Source organism: Actinospica acidithermotolerans (genome assembly GCF_018139625.1).
Lineage (GTDB): Bacteria > Actinomycetota > Actinomycetes > Streptomycetales > Catenulisporaceae > Actinospica > Actinospica acidithermotolerans.
Genome location: NZ_JAGSOH010000007.1, coordinates 18,821 through 44,630, shown reverse-complemented (window position 1 = coordinate 44,630; position 25,810 = coordinate 18,821). Strand labels below are relative to the sequence as shown.

Sequence of the window (25,810 nt, the reverse complement as noted above, 5' to 3'; positions counted from 1 at the left end):
GCGCCCGGCGCGCAGGTGTCCCGAACCGGACCACCGGTCGTTCGGGAAGGCTGAGCGCGACGCGCCCGTCGAATCGGCGGGCGGGGCGCGTGGGGCACGGCCAGAATGGTGCCCTGTACAGCCATTCACGCAGCTGTACCCGGTTGCTTTCCGGAACGGAGGCGGCGGTGAGTGCCGAGGGCGTTCCATGAGGGCCGAGCGATGGTGGCGGCGGGCGCTTCCCGCCGTGCCCGAGCCCGCGCTGGCGGCCGGGTATCGGCGAGCCTGGCTGCGCGCAGACCTCCTGGCGGGGGTGACCGTGACCGCGTACCTGGTGCCGCAGGTGATGGCCTACGCGACGGTCGCCGGCCTGCCGCCGGTCGCCGGGCTGTGGGCGATCCTCCCGGCGCTCGGCGGGTACGCCCTCCTCGGCTCATCGCGCCTGCTCTCGATGGGCCCGGAGTCGACGACGGCGCTGATGACCGCCACGGTGATCGGCCCGCTCGCCGGCGGAGACGCCGGACGCTACGCCGACCTCGCCGCCGCACTCGCGATCGTGGTGGGGCTGCTGTGCCTCGCGGCCTGGCTGGCACGGCTCGGCTTCCTGGCGGATCTGCTCTCGCGTCCGGTCCTGATCGGCTACCTGGCCGGAGTGGCCCTGATCATGATGGTGGACCAGTTGCCGAAGCTCACCGGAGTCCCGTCGACGGGCGCCGGGTTCGCCGCCCAGCTGAGGTCCTTCGCGAGCCATGCCGACGAGGTGAACCTCCCCACGGTCGCCGTCGGGGCGATCACGATCCTCTTCCTCGTCCTCATGGCCCGCTTCGTTCCGAGCGCACCCGGCCCGCTGCTCGCGGTCATCCTGTCCACGGCCGCCGTCGCGGCGTTCGACCTGAAGTCGCACGGTGTGGCGGTCATCGGCGAGATCCCGGCCGGACTGCCCAGGCCGTCGCTCCCGGACCTCGCCGGCCTCCAGCGCCTGCTGCTGCCGGCGCTGGGCCTGCTGCTCGTCGGGTACACGGACGTCATCCTCACCGCCCGCGCCTTCGAGCGCCCGGGCGGGGCCGAGCGGCTGAAGCCCAACCAGGAACTGCTTGCGCTGGGCGCGGTGAACCTCGGAGCCGGGATGCTGCACGGCTTCCCGGTCAGCAGCAGCGCGAGCCGCACCACGATCGCCTCCTCGGCGGGCGCGCGCAGCCAGGTGTACTCGCTGACCGCGGGCGCGGCGGTCGTGGCCGTGCTGCTGTTCGGCCACTCGCTCCTCGCGAACACCCCGTCGGCCCTGTTGGGGGCGCTCGTGGTGGTCGCCGCCGCCCGCCTGATCGATATCGCCGGACTGCGCCGCCTCGCGTCCTTCAGGGTCCGGGAACTGCTGCTCGCCTTGGCGTGCCTCATCGGCGTGCTGGCCCTCGACATCCTCTACGGGGTCCTGATCGCGGTGGGCCTCTCGGTCGCCGAACTGCTGAGCCGGGTCGCCCGGCCGCACGACGCGATCCTCGGCTTCGTCCCTGGCCTGGCCGGCATGCACGACATCGACGACTACCCGCAGGCACGCACCGTTCCCGGGCTCCTGGTCTACCGCTACGACTCGCCGCTGTTCTTCGCCAACGCGCAGGACTTCAAGCGCCGAGCACTCGGCGCGGCGTCTAGGCAGGATTCCCCCGTGCGCTGGTTCGTCCTCAACGTCGAGGCCAACGTGGAGGTCGACATCACCGCGCTCGACGCCGTCGAGGCGCTCCGCAAGGAGCTGACGCGGCGCGGCACCGTCTTCGCCCTCGCCCGCGTCAAGCAGGACCTGCGCACCCAACTCGACGCGTACGGCCTGACCGAATCCGTCGGCCGGGACCTGATGTTCCCGACCCTGCCCAGCGCCGTGGACGCCTACGAAGCCTGGCGCCGCGCCCACGGACGGGGATATGGCACGGGGGAGTAGCCCATCGGCGACGGCGGCGCGCACTCCCGCTGGCCGCCCAGCTCACGTGGCGTGGTGATCGGCGTGCCGTCTTCCGGCGCCGATGCGCTGGACGATCTTGAGAGCGGGGTAGCCGAGCGCGGAAAGCACGCTGACGACCAGCAGTTCCAGCCCGGTGAGCGGCTGGGTGCCGAGCAGGTGGCGCAGCGGGGCGAGGTAGAGGCCGGCGAGCTGCAGGGCGAGGGCCCCGGCGATGGCGGCGGGCAGTAGCGGGTTGGCGCGGGTGCCGGGGCGTGCGCGCGAGGCGAGGCCCACAGCCAGTTGGGTGGCACCGAGGGCGAAGAACGCCATGGACTGCCACGGCCGTCCGTCGGCGTGCCCCCAGACCGCGACGCCCAGCGTCACGGCGCTGATGACGGTGCCGACGCACAGGATGCGCTGCCACAGTCCGGCGCCGAGGACGCTTTCGGCGGGCGGCCGCGGCGGGCGGCGCATCGTGCCGGGGTCGACCGGCTCGCTGCCGAGGGCCACGCCGGGCAGGCCGTGGGTCAGCAGGTTGATCCAGAGGATCTGGGAGGGCAGCAGGAAGAGCGGGAGGCCGAGCAGCGGACCGAGCAGCATGACGATGATCTCGGCGCTGCCCCCGGCGAGGGCGTAGAGCAGGAAGCGGCGGATGTTGGCGTAGACGCGGCGCCCTTCTTCGGCGGCGTGGACGACGGTGGCGAGTTCGTCGTCGGCGAGCACGAGGTCGGCGGCCTGGCGGGCGACTTCGGTGCCGCGGTCGCCCATCGCGACGCCGATGTCGGCGCGGCGCAGGGCCGGAGCGTCGTTGACCCCGTCGCCGGTCATCGCGACCACGTCCCCGGCCGCGCGGTGGGCTTCGATGACGGCGAGTTTCTGGGCGGGCAGGGCACGGGCGAACACCCGTGCCGCGCGTACCTCGTCCGCGCTCAGCCCGCCGAGGCGCCGGCAGTCGATCACGCCGTCTTCGCCCGATCGGAGGATGCCCACGTCGCGGGCGATGGCGCATGCGGTGGCGGGATGATCGCCGGTGATCAGTATGGGCGCTATTCCCGCGGCGCGGCATGCGGCGATGGTGGCGGCGGCCGATGCGCGCGGCGGGTCGAGGACCGCGACCAGGCCGAGGAGGCGCAGGTCGTGTTCGAGCCCTGCCGCGTCCCGCGGGATGCCGCCGGAGAACTCGGCCTGCGCGACGGCGAGCACCCGCAGGCCGTCGCGCGCGAAGTCCTCGGCGCGGCGCGACGCTTCGGCGATCACCGAAGGCGACTCGGCCAGTACGCCTGACTTCAGCAGAGCCTCGGGGGCTCCCTTGCACACCACCCGGAGACCGCCCGGCCGCCTGTGCACCGTGGTCATCCGGCGCCGTTCGCTGTCGAAGGGGCTCTCGGCCACGCGGGGGTAGGCGGCGGCGAGGTCCGCGGAGTCCAGGCCGAGCTTGCCGGCCGCCGCCAGCAGCGCCGCCTCGATGGGGTCTCCGACGGCGGTCCAGGCGGGGTTTCGATCCGTCGGTGCGCGCAGCGCCGCGTCGTTGCAGAGCGCGGCCGCGCTGAGCAGCGCGACGGCGTCCGCGTATGTATCCGCGTTCGTAGCCGTAGCCGTAGCCGTAGCCGTAGCCGCAGCCGCGTCCGCGCTCGCGTCCGTATCCGCGCCGGGCGCGGCCTCGCGTGGCGGACCGGCGCGCAGGATCCGGCCGCTCGGCTCGTAGCCCGTGCCCTCGATCCGCGCGGCGCCGCGGCCCGGCGTCCACAGGGCCCGGGCGAGCATTGCGCCTTCGGTGATGGTGCCCGTCTTGTCGGTGGCCAGCACGGTCACCGAGCCGAGGGTCTCGACCGCGGGCAGCCGCCGTACCAGGGCGTTGCGGGCGGCCATCCGCCGTGCGCCGAGCGCGAGCGCGAGGGTCACCACGGCGGGCAGGGATTCCGGGACCGCGGCGACGACCAGGCTGATCGCGGTGACGATCATCAACTCCACCGCCTGCCCGCGCGCGAGGCCGAGCGCGAGCACGACCGCGCACAAGGCCACCGCGGCGATCGCGAGCGCGCGTCCGACTCCGACCAGGCGGCGCTGCAGCGGGGTGAGCGTGGGTCCGGAGCCCATCAGGGCGGCGATCCGGCCCATGGCGCTGTCGGCTCCGGTCGCGGTCACCGTCGCCAGTCCGCGCCCGCGCACAACGACGGTGCCCGCAGACAGCTTCGAAACGGCCGGGTCCGCTCCCTGACCGGTGTCGGCGCCCTTGTCCACGGGCACCGACTCCCCGGTGAGCGCGGACTCGTCGACCAGCAGTGCCGCCGCCTGCACGAGGACGGCGTCGGCGGGCACGATCTCGCCCTCGCCCAAGGCGAGCAGGTCTCCCCGCACCACGTCGGCCGATGCGATCTCCTGCTGAAGCCCGTCGCGCACGACGCGGGCGTGCGGGGCGGTCAGCGCGTCCAGCGCTGCGATGGACTGGTCCGCCTTGACCTCCTGCGCCACGCCCACGCTCGTGTTCACCACGATCACCAGCAGGATGACGCCAGCATCCGTCCAGTCCCCGGTGCCGATCGTCAACGCCGCCGCGACCAGCAGGACGGCCACCAGCGGGTCGCGCAGCTGCATCAGGACCCGCTGCCACAGCCGGACCCGCCGACGCGGCGGAAGAGCGTTGGGACCGTTGAGCGCCAGGCGCCGCGCCGCCTCCGGCGAGGACAGCCCGGCCGCATGGCGCGCCGAAGCGGCCTGCGTCGTCTGGTCGATCGCGGACATGAGGCCAGCATCTCCGCGCCGCGCGGGTTGCGCAGGGGCCAGGGGGCCCGGCGGATCGGGGCCCTTCGGCGGGAGCCTGGCACGACCGCCGCCCGATCGGTGACGCATCGCCTGGACGTTCGGCCCTACTGCGTCCGTGGTCTCGGCTGGAGGCTGACGGTGTAGGAGGGCACGCCACGACCCGGGCGTGATCCGGGCGCGACGGCGAAGGCGGCGTCGGGAGGTGTGATCATGAGGCTGACCTGGCGGGATGTGGTCGCCCTGCCGTTCATGGCGGCGATCGTCGCGGCATACGCGGCCTACCTTTCCGGGACAGAGGATGAGCTGCTGTCGAGCACGCGCGGCGTCGCCGCGACGATGCTCGTCCTCGGACTCGGCGGCGGATGCGTGCTCGGCAGAGTGGGCGAGGTGTTCTCGACCGGACGCGCGCGCGGAATGCGGCTCTACGGCGTGCTCGCCGGCGTCCTCGGCCTCACCGCGCTGGTCAGCGGGTTCTTCGCGCTGGTCGGGGGAGATGGGACGGCGCTCGCGGTGCTGTTCGGCACGACGATGGGGCTGTGGGTTTCGGCCACGGCCAGGCACGCGGTGAGCCCGTCGCGCCCGTCCGCGCTCGACGCCGACGTGCTCGGGATACTCGGCCGCCTGCGCCCGCGGCACTGACTGTGCCTGCGCCCGCGGCACTGACCGTCAGGCGGTGACCCCGGAGAGGTTCAATCCGATCACCCCGGCCACGACCAGGCCGAGGGAGGCGAGCTTGAGGACGGACGCCGACTCGCCGAGCGCCGCCATCCCGACGACGGCGGTCCCGGCGGTGCCAAGACCGGTCCATGCCGCGTAGGCCGGACCGACCTCCAAACCGCGCAGTGCCCAGGTCAGCAGGCCGAAGCTGATCAGCGCGCAGACGGCGAAGCCCACGGTGGGCCACGGCTTGGTGAAGGTCTCGCTCTGCTTCAGCAGCACGGCGAACCCCGTTTCGAAGATCCCTGCGATCACGATCAGCAGCCATGCCATCGTCGCGCCCTCCTCGGCCGGTCCGCGGGCGCGCGAGCCGGCACCCGCTCCTGCTTCCTCTCTAACCGCCGCCGTGCGGGCGCGGCAGGGGCCGGACGTCCGCGGATTCGGGACCTTGGTCCCGCCGGGGCGTCGCCCGGCGGGCGCGGGAGGAGTCGGCGAGTCGGGTGCCCGCCTGCTCCTCCAGCCACGCCGGCCCCATGAGCTCTCCGTCCACCGGCCCGAAGTGGTCGAGCGCGGCGCGGTGCAGCGCCGCGGTCACGGACGTCAGCGGATGGGGGAGGCCGGCGAGGTCGGCGGTGCGGTCGATCGAGTCCAGCTCCTCGACGCAGCGTTCGAGGCCGAAGTCGCGGAGGTAGTCGCCGCGCAGGAGGGCGGGCAGATGCCGGGCGGCGAACGCGCTGTCGCCCGCGCTGTCTCGGAGCACGGTCTGCATGACCGCGGGGGAGATTCCGTGGTGCTGGGCCAGCAGCAGCGCCTCGGTCGTGACGGCCGCTTGGCTGAACCACAGTAGGTTGATCAGCAGCTTGGTCAGGTACCCGGCCCCGTTCTCCCCGACATGGTGAATCGTCGCGGCGAAGGAGCGCAGAACCGGCGCGGCTGTTTCGAGTGTTTCTTGCCGCCCGCCGACGTAGAGGGTCACAGTGCCCTCGCTCATGGCGCCGACGCCGCCACCGATCGGCGCATCGAGATAGCCCACGCCCTGCTCCCGCGCGTGGCGCGCGCACTCATGGCCCAGTTCGACGGACGCGCTGGTGAGGTCGGTCCAGATGGCTGTGCCGCGCATGTGCGTGATCATTCGGCCGGCGCCGAGGACGAGTTCGCGCAGTTCGGGGCTTCCCGGCAGCGCCGTCAGCACCAGGTCACCGGCGGCGGCGACCTCGGCCGCGTCCTCGGCCCAGCGGGCACCGGCCTCCTGCACCACATGGCGCCGCTCCGGGCGCACATCCGTCGCGACCACCTCGTGCCCGGCTCGGACCAGGCGGTCGACGAGCAGCGCACCGATGCGGCCGACTCCCACGACTCCTACCGTCATACGCGCATTCTCCTCGTCGGCATGCCAGACAGAACACTGTGGCCTGCGCGGCGAATTCGAAAATCAGGGGTCATATTTACTGACCGGGGTTTGCGCCTTCGGCTTCGGGTTACCTCGTTGAGACGATACCGATGCCGAGGAACGGGAGCTGCAGAATGGACATGAGGGGGTTGAATCTCACCCCGGTTTCGCATGCGCCGACCGGGGCAACGATCCGCGCACGCAACCTGGCCGCCGGGCGGTACCTCCCGGGGACGCCGGACGGCGTCACCCGGCTCGCGAGCGTCGAGTTCACGGCCGAGAAGGACTACCTCCCGCTCGCGCGGATGGCCACGATGCACGTGACTGGCCTGCTCGGGCTGCCGATCGGCCGGGTGACCGATCTCAGGCTCGCGGTGAACGAGGCGTGCGCGCTGTTCGTCGGCGGCGAGCCGGCCGGGGCGGGGCGGCGGCGCCTCGCCGTGGCGTTCGACCGCCTCGAGGGCTGGCTGAGGATCACCGTCGACGGCCCGGCTCCGAGTCGTCCGCCGACGCCGGACGACGTGGGTTGGACCATGCTCTGCGCGCTCGTCGAGGAGCCGCACTGGCAGGTGCGCGACGGCGCGGGCACCCTGATCTTCACCGAACCGCTGCGCGGCGTCCAGCACTGACCGGCCTTCCCGACCGGAGCGGCCCGACTGGCCTGACTGGTCTGATTGCCCGACTGGCCCGACTGGCCTGATCCCGGCTGACCGACGCGGACTAATCCGGCGAGGACCGGCCCGACGGGGACCGCTCGTCGCGCGGCGGTTCCGGAATCAGGTCGGCCGCGAGCAGCGCGATGTCGTCGTCCTTGCCGCGGCCGAACTCCGCGAGCACCGCGTCGCAGAGGGCTTCGAGGTCCTCCGGGCCGCCGCGCACTGCCTCCTCGTACGCGGCGAGGTTCTTGGTGATCGAGACGTGGCGCACCTCGACCAGCCCGTCGGTGCACAGCACCAGGCGGGTCGGCTCGGGCAGATCCACGACGGTCGCCTCGAACCGGCCGCCGCCGAGGCCGAGCAGCCGGCCGTGCTCGGCGACGAACCGCGTCCCGGCGCGGGAGGCGAGAAGCGGCGGGATATGGCCCGCGTTGGCGATCCGCAGGCGGCGTCGCCCGGATTCGACCAGGACCAGGCACAGCGTCACGGTGGTCAGTTCCGATCGCCCGTGCGCCAGGACGTTGTCGAGCAGGTCGAGGATGACCTCGGGGGCGTGCCCTTCGATCGCGTAGGCCCGCAGCGCGTGGCGGACCTCGCCCATCAGGATCGCCGCCTGCAGCGAGTGCCCGACGACGTCGCCGATCGCCAGCAGCAGCCCGCGGCGGGTCTCGATGGCCTCGTAGAAGTCCCCGCCGATCTCGGCCTGGGTGCTGGCGGGCACGTAGCGCACCGCCAGCCGGATGCCCTCGGACGCGGCGAGCCGGCTCGGCAGGAAGGAGCGCTGCAGTTCCAGAGCCAGGGCGTGTTCCTCGGCGTAGTTGCGCAGCGATTCCAGGGCGAGGGCGCAGGCCTGAGCGATCTGGATGAGCAGGGTCTTGTCGTCGTTCGGCGGCGCCTGGTCGGCGGCGATCGCGACGCACACCGGCGGTCGCTCGGCACGCGCCCTGACCGCGGCGACCAGCACGTCGCCGCGGAGCACGGGCCCTGAGACCAAGGTCCGCCACTCCCGCTGGGGGATGAAGGCGATCCGCGCGCCGGAGCCCGCGCCGAGCACCGTGCGGGCGATCCTCTCCAGCACTTCGGTCGACAGCGGTTCGGAGACCACCGGCGCGTTCTCGTGCAGCTGGTAGGTCCGCACCGGCCGCCCGGCCAGGCTCAGGTACACGCTGGCGGACTGCGCCCCGAGCACCGCCCGGGTGCCGTCGACGGCCGCCCGGGCGAAGCGCTCGAAGTCGGTCGCGCGATAGAGATCGAGCGTGGCCCGGTTCAGCAGGAGGAGGCGGTCGGCGAGCCGCTGCACTCTGCGCCGGGCCCGGGTGTAGCGGAGCACCGCCGTGATGGTGGCCAGCAGCTCGTCGCGATCCACCGGCTCGGTCAGGTAGGCGTCCGCGCCGCCGTCCAGGCCCTGGGTGCGATCGGCGACGGAGACGGCGGTGGCCGAGATGTGGATGACGGGAATCTCGTCCGTCCGCGGCGCGGCCTTGAGGCGCCGGCACAGTTCGAAGCCTGTCATGTCGGGCAGCACGATGTCGAGCAGGGCGACCTCGGGCACGGCGTTCAGCCGGCTCAGCTTGTCGAGGGCGTCGGCTCCGTCGACCGCTTCGACGACCTCGTGTCCGGCGCGGCGCAGCCATTGGGACAGCAGATAGCGGTTGGCCGCGTTGTCGTCCACGATCAGCACGAGGCCGCTCTCGGCCTCGGCGGCCGCCCGGCCGGTCACGAGGCCCCCTCGTCGAGGGGCGCCAGGCCGAGTGCCCGGGCAAGGCGGCTCGCGTCGACGGATTCCTTCGCGAGCACGGCGCGGGCATGCCCGAGGCGGGCCATGTCCACGTCGGCCAGGGCGAAGCCCGTGACGACCACGACCGGTACGGCGGCCAGGTCCTCCGATTCGGCGAGCAGGCGCACCGCCTCGTACCCGTCCACGATCGGCATGTCCAGGTCGACGACGACCGCGTCCGCGCCCTCGCGCCGGACGGTGGCGAGCAGGTCCGCGCCGTCCCGGAGCTCGATCACGCGCTCGGCGAGCCGGGTCAGTGTCGGGCGGAACACGGCCGCGAACGCGGGATCGTCGTCCGCGCAGACCAGGCACGGCACGGTGGCCGGCGTGTCGGCCGCGGCCCCGGCGGCCGGGGCGGGCAGCGAGACGGTCATCCGCGTGCCGCGGCCCGGCGCGCTTTCGAGCGTGAGGGAGCCGCCGAGCAGTTCGGCGAGCCGGCGGGCGTAGGGCAGGCCGAGGCCGGTGCCGGCCTTGCCCCGCTGGTGCGGTCCGCGTACCTGATAGAACTCCTCGAAGATTCTCGCCTGCTCCTGCTCCGGAATCCCGATCCCGGTGTCCTCGACGCCGATCTCGATCCGGTCGCGATCCGATCCGGAGACCGCCACCTCGATCCGCACGTGGCCTGACTCGGTGAACTTGAGGCTGTTACCGACGAGGTTCCGCAGGATTCGGGTCAGCATCGTCTCGTCCGTCACCAGCGCCGGCAGGCCGGCCGGCTCGGGGAAGACCAGCGCGACGCCCGGGTTCGGGACCGCGGGGCGCATGACGGCCTCGAGCTCCGCCAGCAGCAGGCCGAGGTCGACCGGCGCGGGCTGCGGGATCAGCTGGCCCGCCTCCGCCTTGGCGACGTCCAGCAGTTCGTCCACCAGGGTGCGCAGCGTCGCCCCGGAGGACGCGATCAGCTCGACCTGCTGCCGTTGCGCCTCCCCGAGCTCCTCGGGCGGGGCGTCGGCCAGCAGCCGGCTCAGGCCGATCACCGAATTGAGCGGCCCGCGCAGCTCATGGCTGACGTTGGCCCAGAACCGGGTCTTCGCCTCGCTCGCCTCGCGCAGCCGGCGGGTCTTGTCCTCGAGCTCCGCGTGCAGCGCGACGACGCCGATGTTCGTCTGCTCCAGCTCGGAGGAGAGCTCCGCGTACAGAGCCATGACGCCCGAGTTCGTCTGCTCGAGCTCCTCGTTGAGCAGCTTCAGCTCCTCGCCGTGCGCACGGGCTTCCTCGAGCGCGACGATCAGATCCCGGGTCTGCGCGCGAAGGTCCTCCTCGCGGCTGGCGGCGACGCCCATGCTCAGTGCCTCCGTGACTCGCTCGGCCGCCGCGGCGAAATCCTCGAGCGGCACCGCGACGGGGTACCGCAGGATGATCCGGCCGCGGCGGCAGCCGATCTCCTGGTCGAGCTCGCGCACCAGCCGGCGCATGGAGAGCAGCGTCTCCGCGGCCGGCGCGGGGCCGCCGGACCAGCGCAGGGCCACCTCGAGTATCGCGGCCGGCTCCGCGCGCAGCGAGAACCGGCACGTCGCGTCCGCGCAGCCGATCCGGTCGCGGCCGAACTCGCTGAGCGCGGTGGCCAGCCGGATCTGGTCCTGCGGGTCGAGCCCGACGATCTCGGCCACCGCACGGCCGTCGCGCCGCAGCGCGAAGACGTCCTGTTCCGCCGAGATGCCGGTCGCCAGCAGCTGGACCGCGCCGGTCACGGCCCGACCCCGCGGCGGCCGCCCTTGACGACGACCACGCTCGCGTCGTCGCGGCGCACCCCGGCCTCGCGCAGCAGCTGCGCCGCGATGACCGTGCTCGAACGGCCGAACAGCCCGGCGAGCGCGGACTGGTCCCAGCGTTCGCTCAGCCCGTCGGAGTGCAGGACGAGGCTCGCCCCGGCGGGCAGCTCGGCCTCGAAACCGCGCAGCCGCGGCAGATGGTGGCCCACGATCCCCGGCGAGGACAGCAGCGAGCTGCGACGGCCGTCGGCGACGATGAAGGCGCTGATGTTCCCCACGCCGCAGAACGACACGCCCTCGCCGTCCGGGGCGATCCGCGCGACGGCCAGGGCGCCGCCGCGGGTGCCCGCCATCGCGCGGTGAAGCTCGCTCACGATCCGGACGGGCTCGGCGGACCCGGCGCCGTGGAAGGCGATCTTGGCCTGCTCGCTCGCCCGCGCGGCCAGCGGGCCGTGGCCCAGGCCGTCGCACATCAGGACCAGCAGCGGCAGCTGTCCTTCAGGCGCGGGGCCGTCCGCCGCGGCCGCGGCGATCTCGCGCAGAGCCCAGCCGTCCCCGCAGACGGCCTCGCCGCTCATCGGCCGGGTCAATCCGGCCACGGCGGGCTCCGGATAGGGGGCCGGGCCGTGCTTCCCGCGCGCGCGGAACCGCGCGACCAGGACGGTTCCGCGACCCATCAGCGAATGCACGTCGAAGGAGTCCGCCATGCGCTCGACCACGCCGAGGCCGATGCCCAGCGTCCCGGCCGAGGAGTACCCGTCCCGCCGCGCGCCGGCGACGTCCGCCATGCCCGGCCCGTTGTCGACGGCGATCAGTTCCACGGCGGCGCGGCCGCCGTCGTCCGCCAGACGCAGCAGCACGGCGCCGTCGGCGGCGTGCCGGTTGAGGTTCACGGCGGTCTCGGTGACGGCGAGTTCGATCTCCGCGACGCGCTCGGGCTCCAGCCCGATCCGCTTGCCGAGCGCCGCTGCCGTGCGGCGGGCCCGGGCGGCGAGGGAGACCTCCTGGCGGAGCCAGACGCCCTCGCGCGGATCGGCCGGCAGGGTGCCGGTCAGTGCGTCCATTTGATCACCGTCACCGTGGTCCCCGCTCCCACGGTCGTGCGCAGGTCGAAGTCGTCGGCGAGCCTGCGGGCGCCGCTCAGGCCCAGCCCCATCCCGCTGCCGGACGACCAGCCGTCGCTCAGCGCGAGGTCCACGTCCGGGATGCCGGGCCCCTGGTCGGTGAAGGTCAGCCGCACCCCGCGGCGTCGGGCGTCCTGGACGAGCGCGCCGCTGAGCGAACCGCCGCCGCCGTAGACGAGCGTGTTGCGGGCCAGCTCGCTCGCCGCGGTCACGAGCTTCGTCTGGTCCACCAGCGACAGCCGGCACTCCACGGCGAGGTTGCGCGCCAGCTGCCGGGCCCGCACCACGTCGTCGGACGTTGCGATGGTCTGGACGCGGACCTCGCCGACATCCGGCTCCGCCACCGTCACCGCCCTGCCGCGCCGGCCGAGGCGCGCTTCGCCAGAATGGCCAGTCCCTGCTCCAGATTGAGCGCGGTGCGCACTCCGCCCAGCGAGAGCCCGAGCTCGACCAGCGTGATCGCGACCGCGGGCCGCATCCCGACCACGACGGTCTCGGCGTCGAGCAGCCGGCTGACCGAGGCGATGGTGGAGAGCATGCGCCCGACGAAGGAGTCCACGATCTCGGCGGCCGTGATGTCGATGACGACGCCGCGGGCACCGTACTTGACGACCTGGGCGGCGAGATCCTCCTGGAGGTTCATCACCGTCTGGTCGTCCAGGTCGATCTGGATCGAGACCAGCAGGTTCTCGCCGATGCGCAGGATCGGCACGCGGTCGCTCACGCGGCATCCCCGACGCTCAGCGCCGCGCGCTGCGCGGACCGCCGCAGGGCGTGGCGCAGCGCGTCGGCGAGGGTGGCCTTCGTGACGATGTCGCCGAACTCGATCCCCAGCGCGACGATGGTCTGCGCGATCTGCGGCCGGATGCCGGACACGATGCATTCCGCACCCATCAGCCGGGCCGCCACGACTGTCTTGAGCAGGTGCTGGGCGACCTCGGTGTCCACCGCCGGCACGCCGGTGATGTCGATGATCGCGTGCGCCGAGCCGGTGTCGACGAGCTCCTGGAGCAGCTTCTCCATCACCACCTGGGTGCGCGCCGAGTCGAGGGTGCCGACGAGCGGAACGCCGATGACGCCGTCCCACAGCTTGACCACCGGAGTGGAGAGCTCGAGCAGCTCCTCCGCCTGCGAGCTGATGATCTGCTCGCGGCTGGCGGCGAAGCTGTCGACGGTGAACATCCCGAGCTCGTCCGTGAGCCGGCTGAGCGCGAGGTAGGCGGCGACGTCGTCGGCCGACCCGTCGTCGAGCAGCCTCTCGAGGCCGCGCTTGAGCGCGAACAGGCTGACGGCGGTCTCGGCCGGCCGGAAACCCTGCCGGGCACGGTTGCGGGAGAGCTCGGCGAGCAGCGCGCGCACCTCCGTGTAGTGCTCGCCGGAGGCGTCGAGGCCTCCAGCGCGCAAGGCCTCCACCAGCGCCGCGTACAGCTCGTGCAGCTCCTGGTCGAGTTCGGCCCGGCTGATCCGGCCCGCGAGGGTCTGCGAGACCACCTCGATCCAGGCGGCGGCGAGCTCGTCGCGGCGCGTCGTCATCAAGCCGAGCAGGTGATCTGAAGATCCCAGCTTCACTGCAACCTCATTCTTACCGGGACCGGACCCTCCCTCCATCGGGTCCGGCTCTGTCGGCGCCGGATAACCGCCTGCGCGGAAAACATGCGCGGCCGGCCAAGGTAGTCAGGAATCGAGCATAAAGTCCGGAATGCCGGATTCGCCCGGAGGGGCGGGGAAGAGGGCGCGCACCGCGGGCGTGCGCGCCCGTTTGGGCCCTCGCCCGCGCGGCAACCCGGACGGCGCACCGCCACGTCGAGAGCACCGGCTCTCGCCGGTCACCTGGGAGGGGTCCCGATGTCGACGCACGCATGGCCTGGTCGTCCCTATCCGCTCGGCGCGGCGTACGACGGGGCGGGAACGAACTTCTCCGTGTTCTCCGAGGCTGCCTCGTCGGTCCGGCTGTGCCTGTTCGACGACGAGGGGCGCGAGGAGCAGGTGCGGCTGACCGAGGTGGACGGCTTCGTCCATCACTGCTACCTGCCGGGCGTCGGTCCGGGGCAGCGCTACGGATTCCGCGTCGAGGGGCCCTTCGAGCCCGCGGCGGGCCTGCGCTGCAACCCGAGCAAGCTGCTCCTCGACCCCTACGCCAAAGCCGTGAGCGGCGACGTCGCCTGGGGGCAGGAGGTCTTCGGGTACCCGTTCGGCGCGCCCGACGCCCGCGAGGACTCCGACAGCGCCGCGCGGACCATGCGCTCGATCGTGGTGAGCCCCTATTTCGACTGGGACGCGGGCCTGGGCGCCGACCACCGCCCGAACACTCCGTATCACCACACGGTGATATACGAAGCCCACGTCAAGGGTCTGACGGCCCGTCATCCGGAGATACCGCCGGAGCAGCGCGGCACCTACGCCGGGCTGGCGCACCCGGCAGTGATCGAGCATCTCAAGGGACTGGGCGTGACCGCCCTGGAGCTGATGCCGGTGCACCAGTTCGTGCACGACGAGCGGCTCCTCTCGCTGGGGCTGTCCAACTACTGGGGGTACAACACCATCGGTTTCTTCGCTCCGCACAACGGATACAGCGCGAGCGGGGACCGCGGCGAGCAGGTGCAGGAGTTCAAGATGATGGTGAAGAGCCTGCACCAGGCGGGCATCGAGGTCATCCTCGACGTCGTCTACAACCACACCGCCGAAGGCAACCACCTCGGGCCGACGCTCTCGTTCCGCGGCATCGACAACGCCGCCTACTACCGCCTGGTCGACGAGGATCCGCGCTACTACGCGGACACCACGGGCACCGGCAACAGCCTGCTGATGCGCCATCCGCACGTCCTGCAGATGATCATGGACTCGCTGCGCTACTGGGTGACGGAGATGCACGTCGACGGCTTCCGCTTCGACCTCGCCGCGACGCTCGCCCGGCAGTTCCACGAGGTGGACCGGCTCTCCGCCTTCTTCGACCTGGTGCAGCAGGACCCGGTGGTCTCCCAGGTGAAGCTGATCGCCGAACCCTGGGACCTCGGCGAGGGCGGCTACCAGGTGGGCAACTTCCCGCCGCTGTGGGCGGAGTGGAACGGCCGGTACCGGGACACCGTGCGCGACTTCTGGCGCGGCGAGCCGGCGACGCACGCGGAGCTCGCCTCCCGGCTGACCGGCTCCGCCGACCTGTACCAGAGCGACGGCCGGCGCCCCATCGCCTCGGTCAACTTCGTCACCGCCCACGACGGGTTCACCCTGCGCGATCTGGTGTCCTACAACGAGAAGCACAACGAGGCCAACGGCGAGGACAACCGCGACGGCGAGTCGCACAACCGCTCGTGGAACTGCGGCGCCGAGGGCGAGACCGACGACGGGCAGATCAATACCCTGCGAGCCCGTCAGCGGCGCAACATGATCGCGACGCTGCTGCTGTCCCAGGGCGTGCCGATGATCTCCCACGGCGACGAACTGGGACGCACCCAGCAAGGGAACAACAACGCGTACTGCCAGGACAGCGAACTGAGCTGGGTGGACTGGGAGAACCCCGCGCCGGACGGAGGCTTCGGCGAATTCCTCGCGAAGACGGTCCGCCTGCGGGCCGAGAACCCGGTCTTCCGGCGCCGCCGGTTCTTCCGGGGCGCCCCGCCCCCCGGCGCCGAGCCGGATGCGCTGCCGGACATCGCCTGGTTCACCCCGGCGGCGCAGGAGATGACGGAGCAGGACTGGCAGGCCGGATTCGCCCGCGCGCTCACGGTGTTCCTCAACGGAGAGGCCATCGCCGAGCCGGACGAGCGCGGCGAGCGGGTGACCGGCAGTTCCTTCCTCCTGCTGTTCAACGCCCACCACGAGGGGCTGGAATTCGTACTGCCGCCCACGCGCTTCGGCGACGTCTGGGAGGCCGAACTCGACACGGCGTCGCCGACCTGCGCCGACGTGACCCGGCTCAAGCCCGAGGAGTCGGTCCTGATCGAGGGCCGCTCGATGCTGGTACTCAGGCGCAGCACGCCGTAGGCCGCGGCCGCGGCCGCGGCCGCGTCCGTCGGGCGCCGGACGCGGTCCCGGCTTGTCGTCGCTCAAGCGACCTGTCGATTTGTCATCGTAATGACGACGTGCTACAAAGAGTGGTGTAGGCATGTCGAGCCCGTGACAGGCCGGGTTCGACCCGCTCTGACTCATGGAGGTAGTGCCATGCTGATGCGCACCGATCCCTTCCGCGAGCTGGACCGGCTCGCTAACCAGCTGCTCGGCACGGCGGCCGCGGGGACCTGGTCGCACCCGAACGCGATGCCCATGGACGCCTACCGCGACGGCGACACCTACGTCGTCTGCTTCGACCTGCCGGGCGTCGAGCCGTCCGCGATCGAGCTGGAGGTCGAGCGCAACGTGCTCACGGTCAAGGCCGAGCGGCGGCCGGTGCACACCGGCGAGCAGTTCGAGATGCAGGTCAACGAGCGCCCGCTCGGCGCCTTCTCGCGGCAGCTGTTCCTCGGCGACACGCTGGACGCCGAGCATGTCGACGCCGACTACGACGCGGGCGTGCTGACCCTGCGCATCCCGATCGCGGAGAGGGCCAAGCCGCGCAAGATCGAGATCACCGCGACCGGCGACCGCAAGCAGATCACCGGATAACGCCCGCAGGGGCTTCCCGGGGTGCCCGCAGGTGTGGCTGCCGGCACCCCGGCGAGCCTCCGGCGCGATCGGGAGGAGAACCGGGCGCAGGCAACCCGCCCTCCCGTGCGAACCGGGTCGGGGAATCCTCGCGGCGCCAGCCGCCGCGCTCTCGCAGTGTCCTGACAAATGCCGGCCGCCGGAACACGGCGAAGGAGGCACCAGCATGCCGATGCCCTGGCACGCATTCCTGGCCCAGGTCCAGGAACGCGGCGAATACACCTCGCCCGACGAGGCCGAACGCGCGGCGCGCGTCGTGCTCGCCCTGCTCGGTGCGCACCTGGTCGGACAGGTCCGCGCCGACCTCGCGGCCCGGCTCCCGGAAACCTTCGCCCTCATCCTGCTCAACCCCCTCCAGGCACGCGAACCGCTATCGCCAGAACGCTTCATCCGCGCGGTGGCGGCCTGGATCGAGGGGGCCACCGAGAAGACTGCCGCCTGGGACACCAGCGCCGTCCTCAGCGTCGCCGCCGACGCCGCGGGCGACGGGCTCACGGCCCAGATCCTGCTGCAACTGCCCGACGGCTACGACCTGCTGTTCGGCCGGCCGCAGGCCTGACCGGGCCGGGGCCGGCAGATCGCGGCGCGCACCGCGCCGCGGGCACCAGTTGCACACGCGAATACACATAGGGTGATGGGGTAGCCGTACGGCATGCCTCCACGCACCCGAGGGTCCAACGAGCCGATTCACCCCATCGAGGCGCACCCCTCAGGCCGCACCGGTATATGTCGAACCTGGCCGGTCAGCCCGTCCCTACCGCGATGGTCGCCTCCCGCCTGCCCGCCTTGGACGCAGTGACATGACCATGGCGCGCAACGGGCTCCGGCGCTCGACGGCTGAAGGCACGCCGTCGGCGTCCGGCGGCCTGTCCCCGGCCCAGGACGCGATCGAGGACGTGCTGGCGGACGTCGTTCGGCGTACCGGCGCTTCCATGGGCGGGATCTACCTGTTCGAGCCCGGCGACCGGATGCTGCGTATGACGGCCCTTTGCGGGCTGCCGGTGGAGTTCGCCACTCCGTGGCGGCGCGTGCCCTTGTCGGAGGCGTTGCCGGTGGCCGACGCAGTCCGGCAGGGCCGGCTGGTGTGGATCGGATCGCAGGAGGAGATGGCGCGCGACTATCCCCGGGTCGCCGCAGTCCTTCCGTACCGGCTCGCCCTGGCCGCGGTGGCGCTGGAGGGCGCGAACCGGTGCTGGGGCGCGTTGCTGCTGCTGTGGTCGGGCGCCCATCCCCGCCAGGCGAGGCGCCGTGAGCGCGGCCACATCACCTCCTCGGGACGCCGGATCGGCCGCTTGCTGGATCACGTCGGGACCGGGACGCTCCCCGAAGAACCGCAGGTGGTCGCCCTCGCGCGGGCCCGGCGGCACGTCGGCAACCAAACGGCGATCGCGGACTTCGCCGAGCGCCTGCCCGGCGCCGCGGCCCTGGACCTCGAGGGCAGGTTCACCTACGTCAGCGCGCACGCGGCACGTTTTCTGGGCCGCGAAGCCGAGGTCCTGCTCGGAACGCGGCCCTGGCATTCGCTGCCGTGGCTCGACGACCCCGCCTACGAGGACCACTACCGCACGGCGGTCGTGAGCCGCGAACCGGTCACCTACAGCGCCGTGCGCCCGCCGGACTGCCATCTCACCTTCCAGCTCCACCCCGACACCAGCGGAATCAGTGTGCTGATCAGCCCGGCCGACGGGCCGGGGGCGCTCGACGCGCTGCCGCGCCCGGCGTCCCGGCCCGAAGCCGCCCCGACCGGACGGCTCTACCAGCTGGTGCACCTCGCCGCCGCGCTCACGGAGACCGTCGGCGCCCAGGACGTCGTGGACCTGGTCGCCGACCAGGTGCTGCCGGCCTTCCGCGCCCAGGGTCTGGTCCTTTCGGGCGCGGACGCCGGACGGCTGAAGATCGTCGGCCACCACGGCTACCCGGCGGAGATCATCGAGCGCCTCGACCACCTTCCGCTGGACACCGACCTGACCCCGGCGGGCCGGGCGCTGTCCACCGGCTGCCCCTGCTTCCTGCGCGACCGGGAGGAGCTGAGCCGGGGCTACCCGCGGGCGCCGTCGCTCACCGACAAGCAGGCCTGGGCCTTCCTGCCGCTGATCGTCTCCGGACGCCCGGTCGGCGTCTGCACGCTGTCCTACGACGAGCCGCACGCCTTCTCCGCCGACGAGCGAGCCGTGCTCACCTCGCTCGCCGGCCTGCTCGCCCAGGCGCTCGAGCGCGCCCGGCTCTACGACGCGGCGCACGCCGTGGCCCGCGACCTGCAGCAGGCCCTGCTCCCGCGGACCCTGCCGAGCCTGCCCGGTCTCGACGTCGCCGCCCGCTACCTGCCGGCGAGCCACGGACTCGACGTCGGCGGCGACTTCTACGACGTGATCAAGCTGACCGAGCACACCGCGGCCGCCGTCATCGGCGACGTGCAGGGCCACAGCATCGCCGCGGCCGCCCTGATGGGGCAGGCGCGCACCGCCGTGCACGCGCACGCCACCGCCGGCGCGGCCCCCGACCAGGTTCTGGCCAGAACGAGCCGGGTCATCGCCGACCTCGAGCCCGATCTGCTGGTCTCCTGCCTCTACGTCCATCTCGACTTCGCCCGCGGCCGCGCGATGGTGTCCAGCGCCGGACACCCCGCCCCGCTGCTGCGGCGACCGGGCGAACGCGCCGACCCGGTGCCCGTCGAACCAGGCCCGCTGCTCGGCGTCGACCCGGATTCGACCTATCCCACCACCACCTTCGACGTGCCGCCCGGCTCGCTGCTGACCCTGTACACGGACGGATTGATCGAAGCGCCCGGCACCGATCCCGACGACGCGGTGGCAGCCCTCGCCGACGTGCTCACCGACGTCGGCCCGAGGGCCCCCGACCACCTCGATCACGTCATCGACGCGCTGCTGCGCCACGCCCAGCGCGGCGCCCAGCACACCGACGACATCGCCGTCCTGCTCGTGCACTGCTTGCCGGGCTCGCCCAATCCAGCCCATATATTGTCAGACAACAGTGGACCATAGCACGGACTTTGGAGCGCGCGCCCCGACGTCTTTCGGGGTCGCAGAAGACGCTGGAATCGCGCTCTATCAGGGAAAATGCGAGGCCATGGTACTGATGGTAGCGAGGTTGAGCCCGAGGTGTTACGGTCCATCTTGCTAGACAAAGTGAGCAGAGCCGGTCGGTGACCGGGTGACCGGTGAGCACGCACACCGCGTGGGCTCGGCGGCGCCGTGTGCGCCGTGTACGAACCCACCTCGAACGCACCTGCGCGTCGCTCGGCGTCCCTGCGCGTCGCTCGGCGTCCCTGCGCGTCGCTCGGCGTCGCCCCGTCGCGCCTTGGCGGCCGAGTCCTAGATTGTCTGTCAATCGTGTGCCTGGCATGAGCTGGTCGCGAGGATGCGCTCGCCCGCCGTCGGGCGCTGCGAGGCGGTGCGCTTGGCGCGCAGCCGTCGGCTGATGCTGGTTATTCGCCATGCCGGTCAGGTATTTGGCCTCGTAGAGGGGCAAGTGGCACAGCCTGTCCGCTCAGGGATGAAGGGGATTATGGAAGGGCGTAGTGATCCCTTGTGTACCGGTAGGCGCGGTGCTACGGTGCCATATTGTTAGACGATCTGAAGCATGGCAGTTCAGTTCAGCGTAGAAGGGAACCGAGCTATGCAATGGCGACGACCAGAGTCGGTCGGCGCGCCGGCCTCCGCGTCACGCGACGCACGGCCGGCCGTCGAGGACGAGGCTCTGCGCTTCGAGGATGTGACGTTCGGCTTCGCCGGCAGTGCGCGTCCGGCGATCCGCGACGTCTCGTTCCGCGTGGCGCGGCGCAAGTTCGTCGCGGTCATCGGCCCGAGCGGCTGCGGCAAGAGCACGATCCTCAACCTCTCCGCGGGCTTGCTCTCGCCCGTCCGCGGCGAGGTCTACTTCGGCGGCCGCAAGGTCGAGAAGATCAACGCCGAGGCCGCCTACGTGACGCAGAGCGCGAATCTGCTGCCGTGGCTGACCGTCGAGCGCAACATCGGGCTGGCGTTGAAGTTCCGCGACGTCGGCGAGAGCGAGCGCCGCGAGCGGGTGGCCCGCTGGATCTCGCTGGTGGGGCTCGAAGGATTCGAGCACCACTACCCGCGCGAGCTGTCCGGGGGCATGCAGAAGCGGGCCTCGATTGCCCGCGCGCTGGTGTACGACCCCTCCATCGTCCTGATGGACGAGCCGTTCGGCCCGCTCGACGCCATCACCCGGCTCAACCTGCAGCAGGAACTGCTCGACATCTGGCAGCAGCAGAGCGGGACGGTCGTGTTCGTCACCCACGACCTGTCCGAGGCGATCTGCCTGGCGGACGAGGTGATCGTGATGTCGCACGGCCCTGCCACGGTGCGCAAGGTGCTGCCGGTGCCGATCGAGCGGCCCCGCGACATCGGCGCGATCCTCGAGTCGCCCGAGTACGCGAGCATCTACCGGGAGCTGTGGGAGTTGTTCCACGCGGAGCTCGACACGAGCCGGAAGGTCGCGGCGTGATGGAGGTCTCGACGAGTTCGGACGTGGACGTGGAGCAGCCGGAAACGGCGGGCGCCGCCGTGGACGGCGCCGCGTGGGCGGCGATGGTGGGCCCGAAGCGCGGCCGCTTCTCCGGCCCGTACGCGATCACGTTGATGCGCATCGCCACCGTGCTGGTGATCCTGGTCTTCTGGCAGTTGGCCAGCGGGCCGATCCTGCCGGCCTACGCGGTCAGCAACCCGGTCTCCGTGGCCGAGGCGGCCAAGAACCTGCTCACCTCGAGCGCGGGGTGGTCCGATATCCAGACCACCGGGATCGAGCTGGTCGTCGGCTTCGCGCTCGGCGTGCTCATCGGCACGGTGCTGGCGCTGGTGCTCGGCGCGGTGCCGGTGGCCGGACGCGTCCTGGAGCCGCTGATCGCCGCGGTCAACGGCATCCCCAAGATCGCGCTCGCGCCGCTGTTCCTGCTGTTCTTCGGCATCGGGACCGAGTCGAAGATCGCGATCGCCGTGTTCAGCGCGTCGTTCATCATGTTCTACAACCTCTACCTGGGTCTGCGGCTCGTCGACGGCGAACTGGTGGAGATCGTCCGCGTCATGGGCGGCCGGTGGCAGGACGTCCTGCGCTACGTGACCCTCCCGAGCCTCGCCCCGCCGTTCTTCGCGGGCCTGAAGGCGAGCGCGCCGCTGGCCATGCTGGGCGTGATCGCCGGCGAGTTCATCGCCTCGTTCAACGGCCTCGGCCACCTGCTCTACATCGATTCCCAGCAGCTCGACGCCGCCGGCACCTTCGGCGCGCTCGTCGTCCTGGTCATCATGTCGCTGATCATCAACAGCATTCTGACCTGGCTGGACAACCTCGTGCTGCGCCTGCTCGGCCTCGGCGACCGCGGCAGGGCCGCCGCCGCGAAGAGCCGCTGAAGCCCCGTTCCGCACCTCTTCCCCATCCGGATCATCGACAAGAGTAGGTACACCCATGCATGAAACAGTTCTGCGTCGCTCCGGGTCGCGCCGCCGGGTGGCCGCGACGGCCCTCGCCCTGGCCGTCGGCCTGCTCGCCGGTGCCTGCGCGGGTTCGTCCGCGTCGGGCTCGGGAGGCGGGACGGACAGCGTGACGGTCGGCGTGTCCGGCGACAACGTCAACATCCTGCCGGTGTGGGTCGCCCAGCAGAAGGGCTACTTCGCCAAGTACGGGATCAACGTCAAGCTCGCGGTGCTGAGCGCGACGAGCACGAACAGCGCGCTCGCCTCCGGCTCGGTGCAGTTCCTGGCCGGCAGCGCGAAGAACTTCCTGACCGCGGTCCAGCAGAACGTGGGTGAGATCGCCGTCGCCCAGACCTCCATCGGGGTTCCGCTGGGCCTGGTCGTGAGCACGAACTTCGCCAGCGCGCACCACATCACCAAGGACACGCCGTTGGCCACCGTCGCCAAGGACCTGGTCGGCTCCACCGGCGGCTCCGCGTCGACCTCGACGACGGCCGAGGTCAACCTGTTCCTCAAGCCCTACGGCGTCAGCACGAGCAGCATGAAGATCGCGACGCTCTCGAGCGCGCAGACCTATCTGACCGCCCTGAAGACCAACGAGATCGACTGGTTCATGACCTCGGAGCCGACCCCGCTCCAGGCCCAGGCGCAGGGCGCCGGAATCGTGGTGGCGACCTCGAAGAACGTCGCGGCGTGGGCGCCGGAGACCATCGGCCCCGGCAACGTCACGATCACCACGAAGAGCTACGCGGCGAAGAACCCGGACGTCGTCAAGAAGTTCACCCAGGCGATGCAGGCGGCGGTGCAGTACATCCACGGCAACGAGCAGTCCGGCGCGGTCACCGCCATAGCGGCGAAGGAGCTGTCAGGCGTTCCGAACGACGTCCTCGAACAGTCCATCGCCGAGATCGACTGGCCCGAGACCAGCGCCATGACGGTCGCCGGGTGGACTGCCGGAGTGAAGTTCACGGTGCAGACCGGCGCCGTCAGCGCGAGTACGACCGTGCGCCAGGGCACCGACTGGACCAACCAGTACCTCGGCTAGCCGCGTCCGAGGCGGCGCCGATCAGCATCTCAAGGGAAGAAGATGAAGGAGGAAGCCATGGTGGACGCGCGTCCAGGTGGCGGTGGCCCGGCAGTGACGACAGCGCCGCCCCCGGCGCGGGTGGGAGTGATCGTCGGAAGCACGCGGCCGACCAGGATCTGCGCTGAGATCGCCGCACTCGTCACCGAGTGCCTCGCCGAGGACAGCGAACTCACCTACGCGACGATCGACCTCGCGGACATCGGCCTGCCGTTCCTGGATGAGCCGCGAAAGCCCGCGCTCGGGGACTACGAGCACGCTCATACCCGGGCGTGGAGCGAGATCGTGCGATCTTTCCAGGGCTTCGTCCTCGTCTTCCCCCAGTACAACTGGGGATACCCGGCGCCGCTGAAGAACGCGTTGGACTTCCTGTACGCGGAATGGCGGGACAAGCCGGCCGCGCTCGTCACCTATGGATCCCGGGGCGGGGCGCGGGCGGCGCAGCAGATGCGGGAAGTCCTCACCGGCCTGCACATGCAGGTCGCAGCCGAGGGCGTGCAGATCAAGATCCCCGAAGGCGACGTCGACGACGCCGGCCGGCTCGTCGACGTCCGGCGGACCCTCGCCGGCTATCTGCCCGAGATCCGGGCCGTCGACAAGTATCTGACGAGCTCGCTGATCTCCCCGGCGCCGAAAACGACTTCTCCCACCACCCCGGCTACTGCCTAGAAGGTCACCGACATGGACTTGGGAATCGCTGGCCGGAAGGCGATCGTATGCGCGTCGAGCCGGGGAATCGGCTTCGCCTGCGCGGCTGCCCTCGCGGCCGAGGGCGCGGAGGTCTGGCTCAACGGACGGCACTCGGAGTCACTGTCGCAGGCGGTGAAGGAGGCCGGCCGTGACGGCGAGTTCGCCGTGCACGGCGTGGTGGGCGATATCGCGACGGAGGAGGGCAGGCGCGCGCTGCTGGACGCCTGCCCGCAGCCCGACATCCTCGTCACGAACAACCGCGGACCGCGGCCGGGCCGTCTCGACGAGATCTCGGACGCGGACCTCGCGGAGGCCCTCGGCCTCCACTTCGCGGCGCCGATCCACCTGATGCGCGCGGTGATGGGCGGCATGGTCGGGCGGCGCTTCGGCCGCATCGTCAACATCACCTCGGCGGTCGTGACCCGGCCGAGCACCACGATGGTGGCCTCGAGCGGTGCGCGGGCAGGCATGACCGCGGTCATGAAGGCCGTGTCCAAGGACGTGGCCAAGCACAACGTGACGATCAACAACATCCTGCCGGAGCGCATCGACTCCGGGCGGCAGCTCGAACTCGCGCGGCGCACCGCGGACCGCGAGGGGATCAGCTTCGAGCAGGCTCGCCGGCGTCAGGCGGAGTCCGTCGCCGCACGCCGCCTCGGCACTCCGGGCGAGATCGCCGCGGCGTGCGCGTTCTTCTGCTCTGACCAGGCCGGATACATCTCGGGAAACAACCTGCACGTGGACGGCGGCAGCTACGTGGGCCTTGTCTGACTCGGGCCGGGAGAGTGCGTGATCGAGTGGGTTGGGAAGGCTATGTCTGAGGTATATGAAGCGCCTGAGGTGATTCGGCGGATGCTGGTGAACACCAGTGCCCTGCTGAGCTGCATGACCGTGGAGCAGCGCGCGCGTTCGTGGTTCCCGCTGGACGCGGCGGACCGGCGGGACTGGGATTTCGTGCCGAAGCCGGACCGCGCCGGGCTGCCGCTGTCCGCGATGGACGGCCACCAGCGCGCCCTGGCCCACACCCTGCTGAGCAGCGGTCTCAGCATGCGCGGATACACCATGGCGCTGTCGATCATGGCCATGGAGAACGTCCTGCGCGAGACCGGGGCGGCCCGCTTCGGCGTGGCGGCCGCGGACATGCGCAATCCGGATCTGTACTTCTTCTCCTTCTTCGGCCGGCCCAGCCATGAGGAGACCTGGGGGTGGCGGGTCGTCGGGCATCACCTCTCGCTGAACTACACGATCGTGGATCAGCGATTCCTGTCGGTGACCCCGTGCAACATGGGCAGCCAGCCGCTCGCGGCCGGCGTCATCGCCCCGCTCCGGGAAGACGACCGGCTCGGGTTCCGGCTGCTGGACGCGCTCTCGCCGGAGCAGCGGACCAGAGCGATCATCCACGACGTGGCCCCCGCCGACTTCGTCACCCGGCAGGTGCCGCTCATCGGCAAGGTGGAGTACCCGGACTACTGGGACCTGGGCATCCCGTCCTACGTGATCTCCGACGAGGACCGGGAGGCGCTGAAGTTCGAGAAGGACAATCCCCGCGGCGTGGCCGTCTCGCAGATGAAGCCCGAGCAGGCGGACGCGTTCTGGTCGCTCGCGTCGAGCCATCTGAACCGGATGCCGGAGGTCGTCGCGGACAAGCAGCTCGCGCGGCTGCGCGAGGAGGGCGCGGAGAACATCTTCTTCTGCTGGGCCGGGGGGACGCTGCCGGGCACCTCGCACTACTACCGCATCCAGAGCGAGCGGCTGCTGTTCGAGTTCGACAACGCGATCGACGACGGCAACCACATCCACTCGATGTGGCGGGAATACCGCAACGACTTCGGCCACGAGCTGCTGCTCGAACACTACGAGAGGGAGCGGCTGACGGGGCATCACCTCAAGACCCGGCTGACCTCGTCGGATCCGGAGCTGCACGCGCGGCCGACCTTCGTACACGACTAAGGACTTT

General features: G+C 71.5%; 21 protein-coding genes and 1 pseudogene. 13 read left to right on the top strand and 9 right to left on the bottom strand.

Going from position 1 to position 25,810, the window contains the following annotated elements; translation table 11 throughout:
* Window positions 1-187: 187 nt before the first annotated feature.
* A complete protein-coding gene (locus KDK95_RS04715; protein WP_212516754.1) occupies window positions 188-1,912 on the top strand; it encodes a SulP family inorganic anion transporter in 1,725 nt (574 codons plus the stop codon).
* A gap of 42 nt (window positions 1,913-1,954) precedes the next feature.
* Here the strand turns inward: KDK95_RS04715 and KDK95_RS04710 are convergent, their stop codons facing one another.
* Window positions 1,955-4,654: a cation-translocating P-type ATPase gene (locus KDK95_RS04710; protein WP_212516753.1), complete on the bottom strand. Its 2,700-nt coding sequence runs from the start codon at window positions 4,652-4,654 to the stop codon at window positions 1,955-1,957.
* 231 nt (window positions 4,655-4,885) lie between these two features.
* Between KDK95_RS04710 and KDK95_RS04705 the strand changes: the two genes are divergently transcribed.
* Window positions 4,886-5,314 carry a hypothetical protein gene (locus tag KDK95_RS04705; RefSeq protein WP_212516752.1) on the top strand — a complete coding sequence of 143 codons (429 nt, stop codon included), beginning with the start codon at window positions 4,886-4,888 and terminating at the stop codon, window positions 5,312-5,314.
* 27 nt (window positions 5,315-5,341) lie between these two features.
* Here KDK95_RS04705 and KDK95_RS04700 read toward each other — a convergent pair whose 3' ends face one another.
* Complete coding sequence (locus KDK95_RS04700; RefSeq protein ID WP_212516751.1) at window positions 5,342-5,665, bottom strand: DMT family transporter; 324 nt, start codon at window positions 5,663-5,665, stop codon at window positions 5,342-5,344.
* 61 nt (window positions 5,666-5,726) lie between these two features.
* Window positions 5,727-6,707, bottom strand: a pseudogene (locus KDK95_RS38105) (NAD(P)-dependent oxidoreductase); the annotation flags it as partial.
* A 155-nt stretch (window positions 6,708-6,862) separates the two neighbouring features.
* Here KDK95_RS38105 and KDK95_RS04690 point away from each other — a divergent pair.
* The gene (locus tag KDK95_RS04690) at window positions 6,863-7,351 is read left to right on the top strand and encodes an ATP-binding protein (protein WP_212516749.1); all 489 of its coding nucleotides are present in this window, start codon (window positions 6,863-6,865) and stop codon (window positions 7,349-7,351) included.
* 91 nt (window positions 7,352-7,442) lie between these two features.
* On the opposite strand, the gene KDK95_RS04685 is transcribed toward KDK95_RS04690, so the two are convergent.
* The 6 genes from KDK95_RS04685 to KDK95_RS04660 are packed head-to-tail and all read right to left on the bottom strand — an operon-like array spanning window position 7,443 to window position 13,524.
* Window positions 7,443-9,098 carry a fused response regulator/phosphatase gene (locus tag KDK95_RS04685; protein ID WP_212516748.1) on the bottom strand — a complete coding sequence of 552 codons (1,656 nt, stop codon included), beginning with the start codon at window positions 9,096-9,098 and terminating at the stop codon, window positions 7,443-7,445.
* Window positions 9,095-10,846, bottom strand: a complete 1,752-nt coding sequence (locus KDK95_RS04680) for an ATP-binding response regulator (RefSeq protein ID WP_212516747.1) — start codon at window positions 10,844-10,846, stop codon at window positions 9,095-9,097. The genes KDK95_RS04685 and KDK95_RS04680 overlap by 4 nt, the downstream gene beginning before the upstream one ends.
* Window positions 10,843-11,931, bottom strand: a complete 1,089-nt coding sequence (locus tag KDK95_RS04675; protein ID WP_212516746.1) for an ATP-binding SpoIIE family protein phosphatase — start codon at window positions 11,929-11,931, stop codon at window positions 10,843-10,845. Before KDK95_RS04675 ends, KDK95_RS04680 begins: the two co-directional genes overlap by 4 nt.
* Complete coding sequence (locus KDK95_RS35530) at window positions 11,919-12,335, bottom strand: ATP-binding protein (RefSeq protein ID WP_212516745.1); 417 nt, start codon at window positions 12,333-12,335, stop codon at window positions 11,919-11,921. Before KDK95_RS35530 ends, KDK95_RS04675 begins: the two co-directional genes overlap by 13 nt.
* 2 nt (window positions 12,336-12,337) lie before the next feature.
* Window positions 12,338-12,715: an STAS domain-containing protein gene (locus KDK95_RS04665; RefSeq protein WP_212516744.1), complete on the bottom strand. Its 378-nt coding sequence runs from the start codon at window positions 12,713-12,715 to the stop codon at window positions 12,338-12,340.
* Window positions 12,712-13,524, bottom strand: a complete 813-nt coding sequence (locus KDK95_RS04660; protein ID WP_249160327.1) for an STAS domain-containing protein — start codon at window positions 13,522-13,524, stop codon at window positions 12,712-12,714. The genes KDK95_RS04665 and KDK95_RS04660 overlap by 4 nt, the downstream gene beginning before the upstream one ends.
* 312 nt (window positions 13,525-13,836) lie before the next feature.
* Here KDK95_RS04660 and glgX point away from each other — a divergent pair, with 312 nt between their 5' ends.
* From glgX to KDK95_RS04610, 10 genes are all read left to right on the top strand, one after another.
* Window positions 13,837-15,972, top strand: a complete 2,136-nt coding sequence (gene glgX / locus KDK95_RS04655) for a glycogen debranching protein GlgX (RefSeq protein ID WP_212516743.1) — start codon at window positions 13,837-13,839, stop codon at window positions 15,970-15,972.
* Between the two features lie 177 nt (window positions 15,973-16,149).
* Window positions 16,150-16,590, top strand: coding sequence for an Hsp20/alpha crystallin family protein (locus KDK95_RS04650; RefSeq protein ID WP_212516742.1), 441 nt, complete (start codon window positions 16,150-16,152; stop codon window positions 16,588-16,590).
* Between the two features lie 205 nt (window positions 16,591-16,795).
* Window positions 16,796-17,188, top strand: coding sequence for a DUF2267 domain-containing protein (locus KDK95_RS04645; protein WP_212516741.1), 393 nt, complete (start codon window positions 16,796-16,798; stop codon window positions 17,186-17,188).
* A 247-nt stretch (window positions 17,189-17,435) separates the two neighbouring features.
* Window positions 17,436-19,631 carry a SpoIIE family protein phosphatase gene (locus tag KDK95_RS04640; protein ID WP_372463262.1) on the top strand — a complete coding sequence of 732 codons (2,196 nt, stop codon included), beginning with the start codon at window positions 17,436-17,438 and terminating at the stop codon, window positions 19,629-19,631.
* Window positions 19,632-20,265: 634 nt separating this feature from the next.
* The gene (locus KDK95_RS04635) at window positions 20,266-21,117 is read left to right on the top strand and encodes an ABC transporter ATP-binding protein (RefSeq protein WP_212516739.1); all 852 of its coding nucleotides are present in this window, start codon (window positions 20,266-20,268) and stop codon (window positions 21,115-21,117) included.
* On the top strand, window positions 21,117-22,016 hold the full coding sequence (locus tag KDK95_RS04630) for an ABC transporter permease (RefSeq protein ID WP_212516738.1): 900 nt from the start codon (window positions 21,117-21,119) through the stop codon (window positions 22,014-22,016). The genes KDK95_RS04635 and KDK95_RS04630 overlap by 1 nt, the downstream gene beginning before the upstream one ends.
* A 55-nt stretch (window positions 22,017-22,071) precedes the next feature.
* Entirely contained in the window at window positions 22,072-23,124 is a 1,053-nt protein-coding gene (locus KDK95_RS04625) for an ABC transporter substrate-binding protein (protein ID WP_212516737.1), read from the top strand.
* Between the two features lie 57 nt (window positions 23,125-23,181).
* Window positions 23,182-23,832, top strand: a complete 651-nt coding sequence (locus tag KDK95_RS04620) for an NADPH-dependent FMN reductase (RefSeq protein WP_212516736.1) — start codon at window positions 23,182-23,184, stop codon at window positions 23,830-23,832.
* 12 nt (window positions 23,833-23,844) lie between these two features.
* Window positions 23,845-24,624 (top strand): SDR family oxidoreductase, encoded by a 780-nt coding sequence (locus KDK95_RS04615; protein WP_212516735.1) that lies wholly within the window; start codon window positions 23,845-23,847, stop codon window positions 24,622-24,624.
* An 81-nt stretch (window positions 24,625-24,705) separates the two neighbouring features.
* On the top strand, window positions 24,706-25,803 hold the full coding sequence (locus KDK95_RS04610) for a DUF3500 domain-containing protein (RefSeq protein WP_212516734.1): 1,098 nt from the start codon (window positions 24,706-24,708) through the stop codon (window positions 25,801-25,803).
* The last annotated feature ends 7 nt before the right edge of the window (window positions 25,804-25,810 follow it).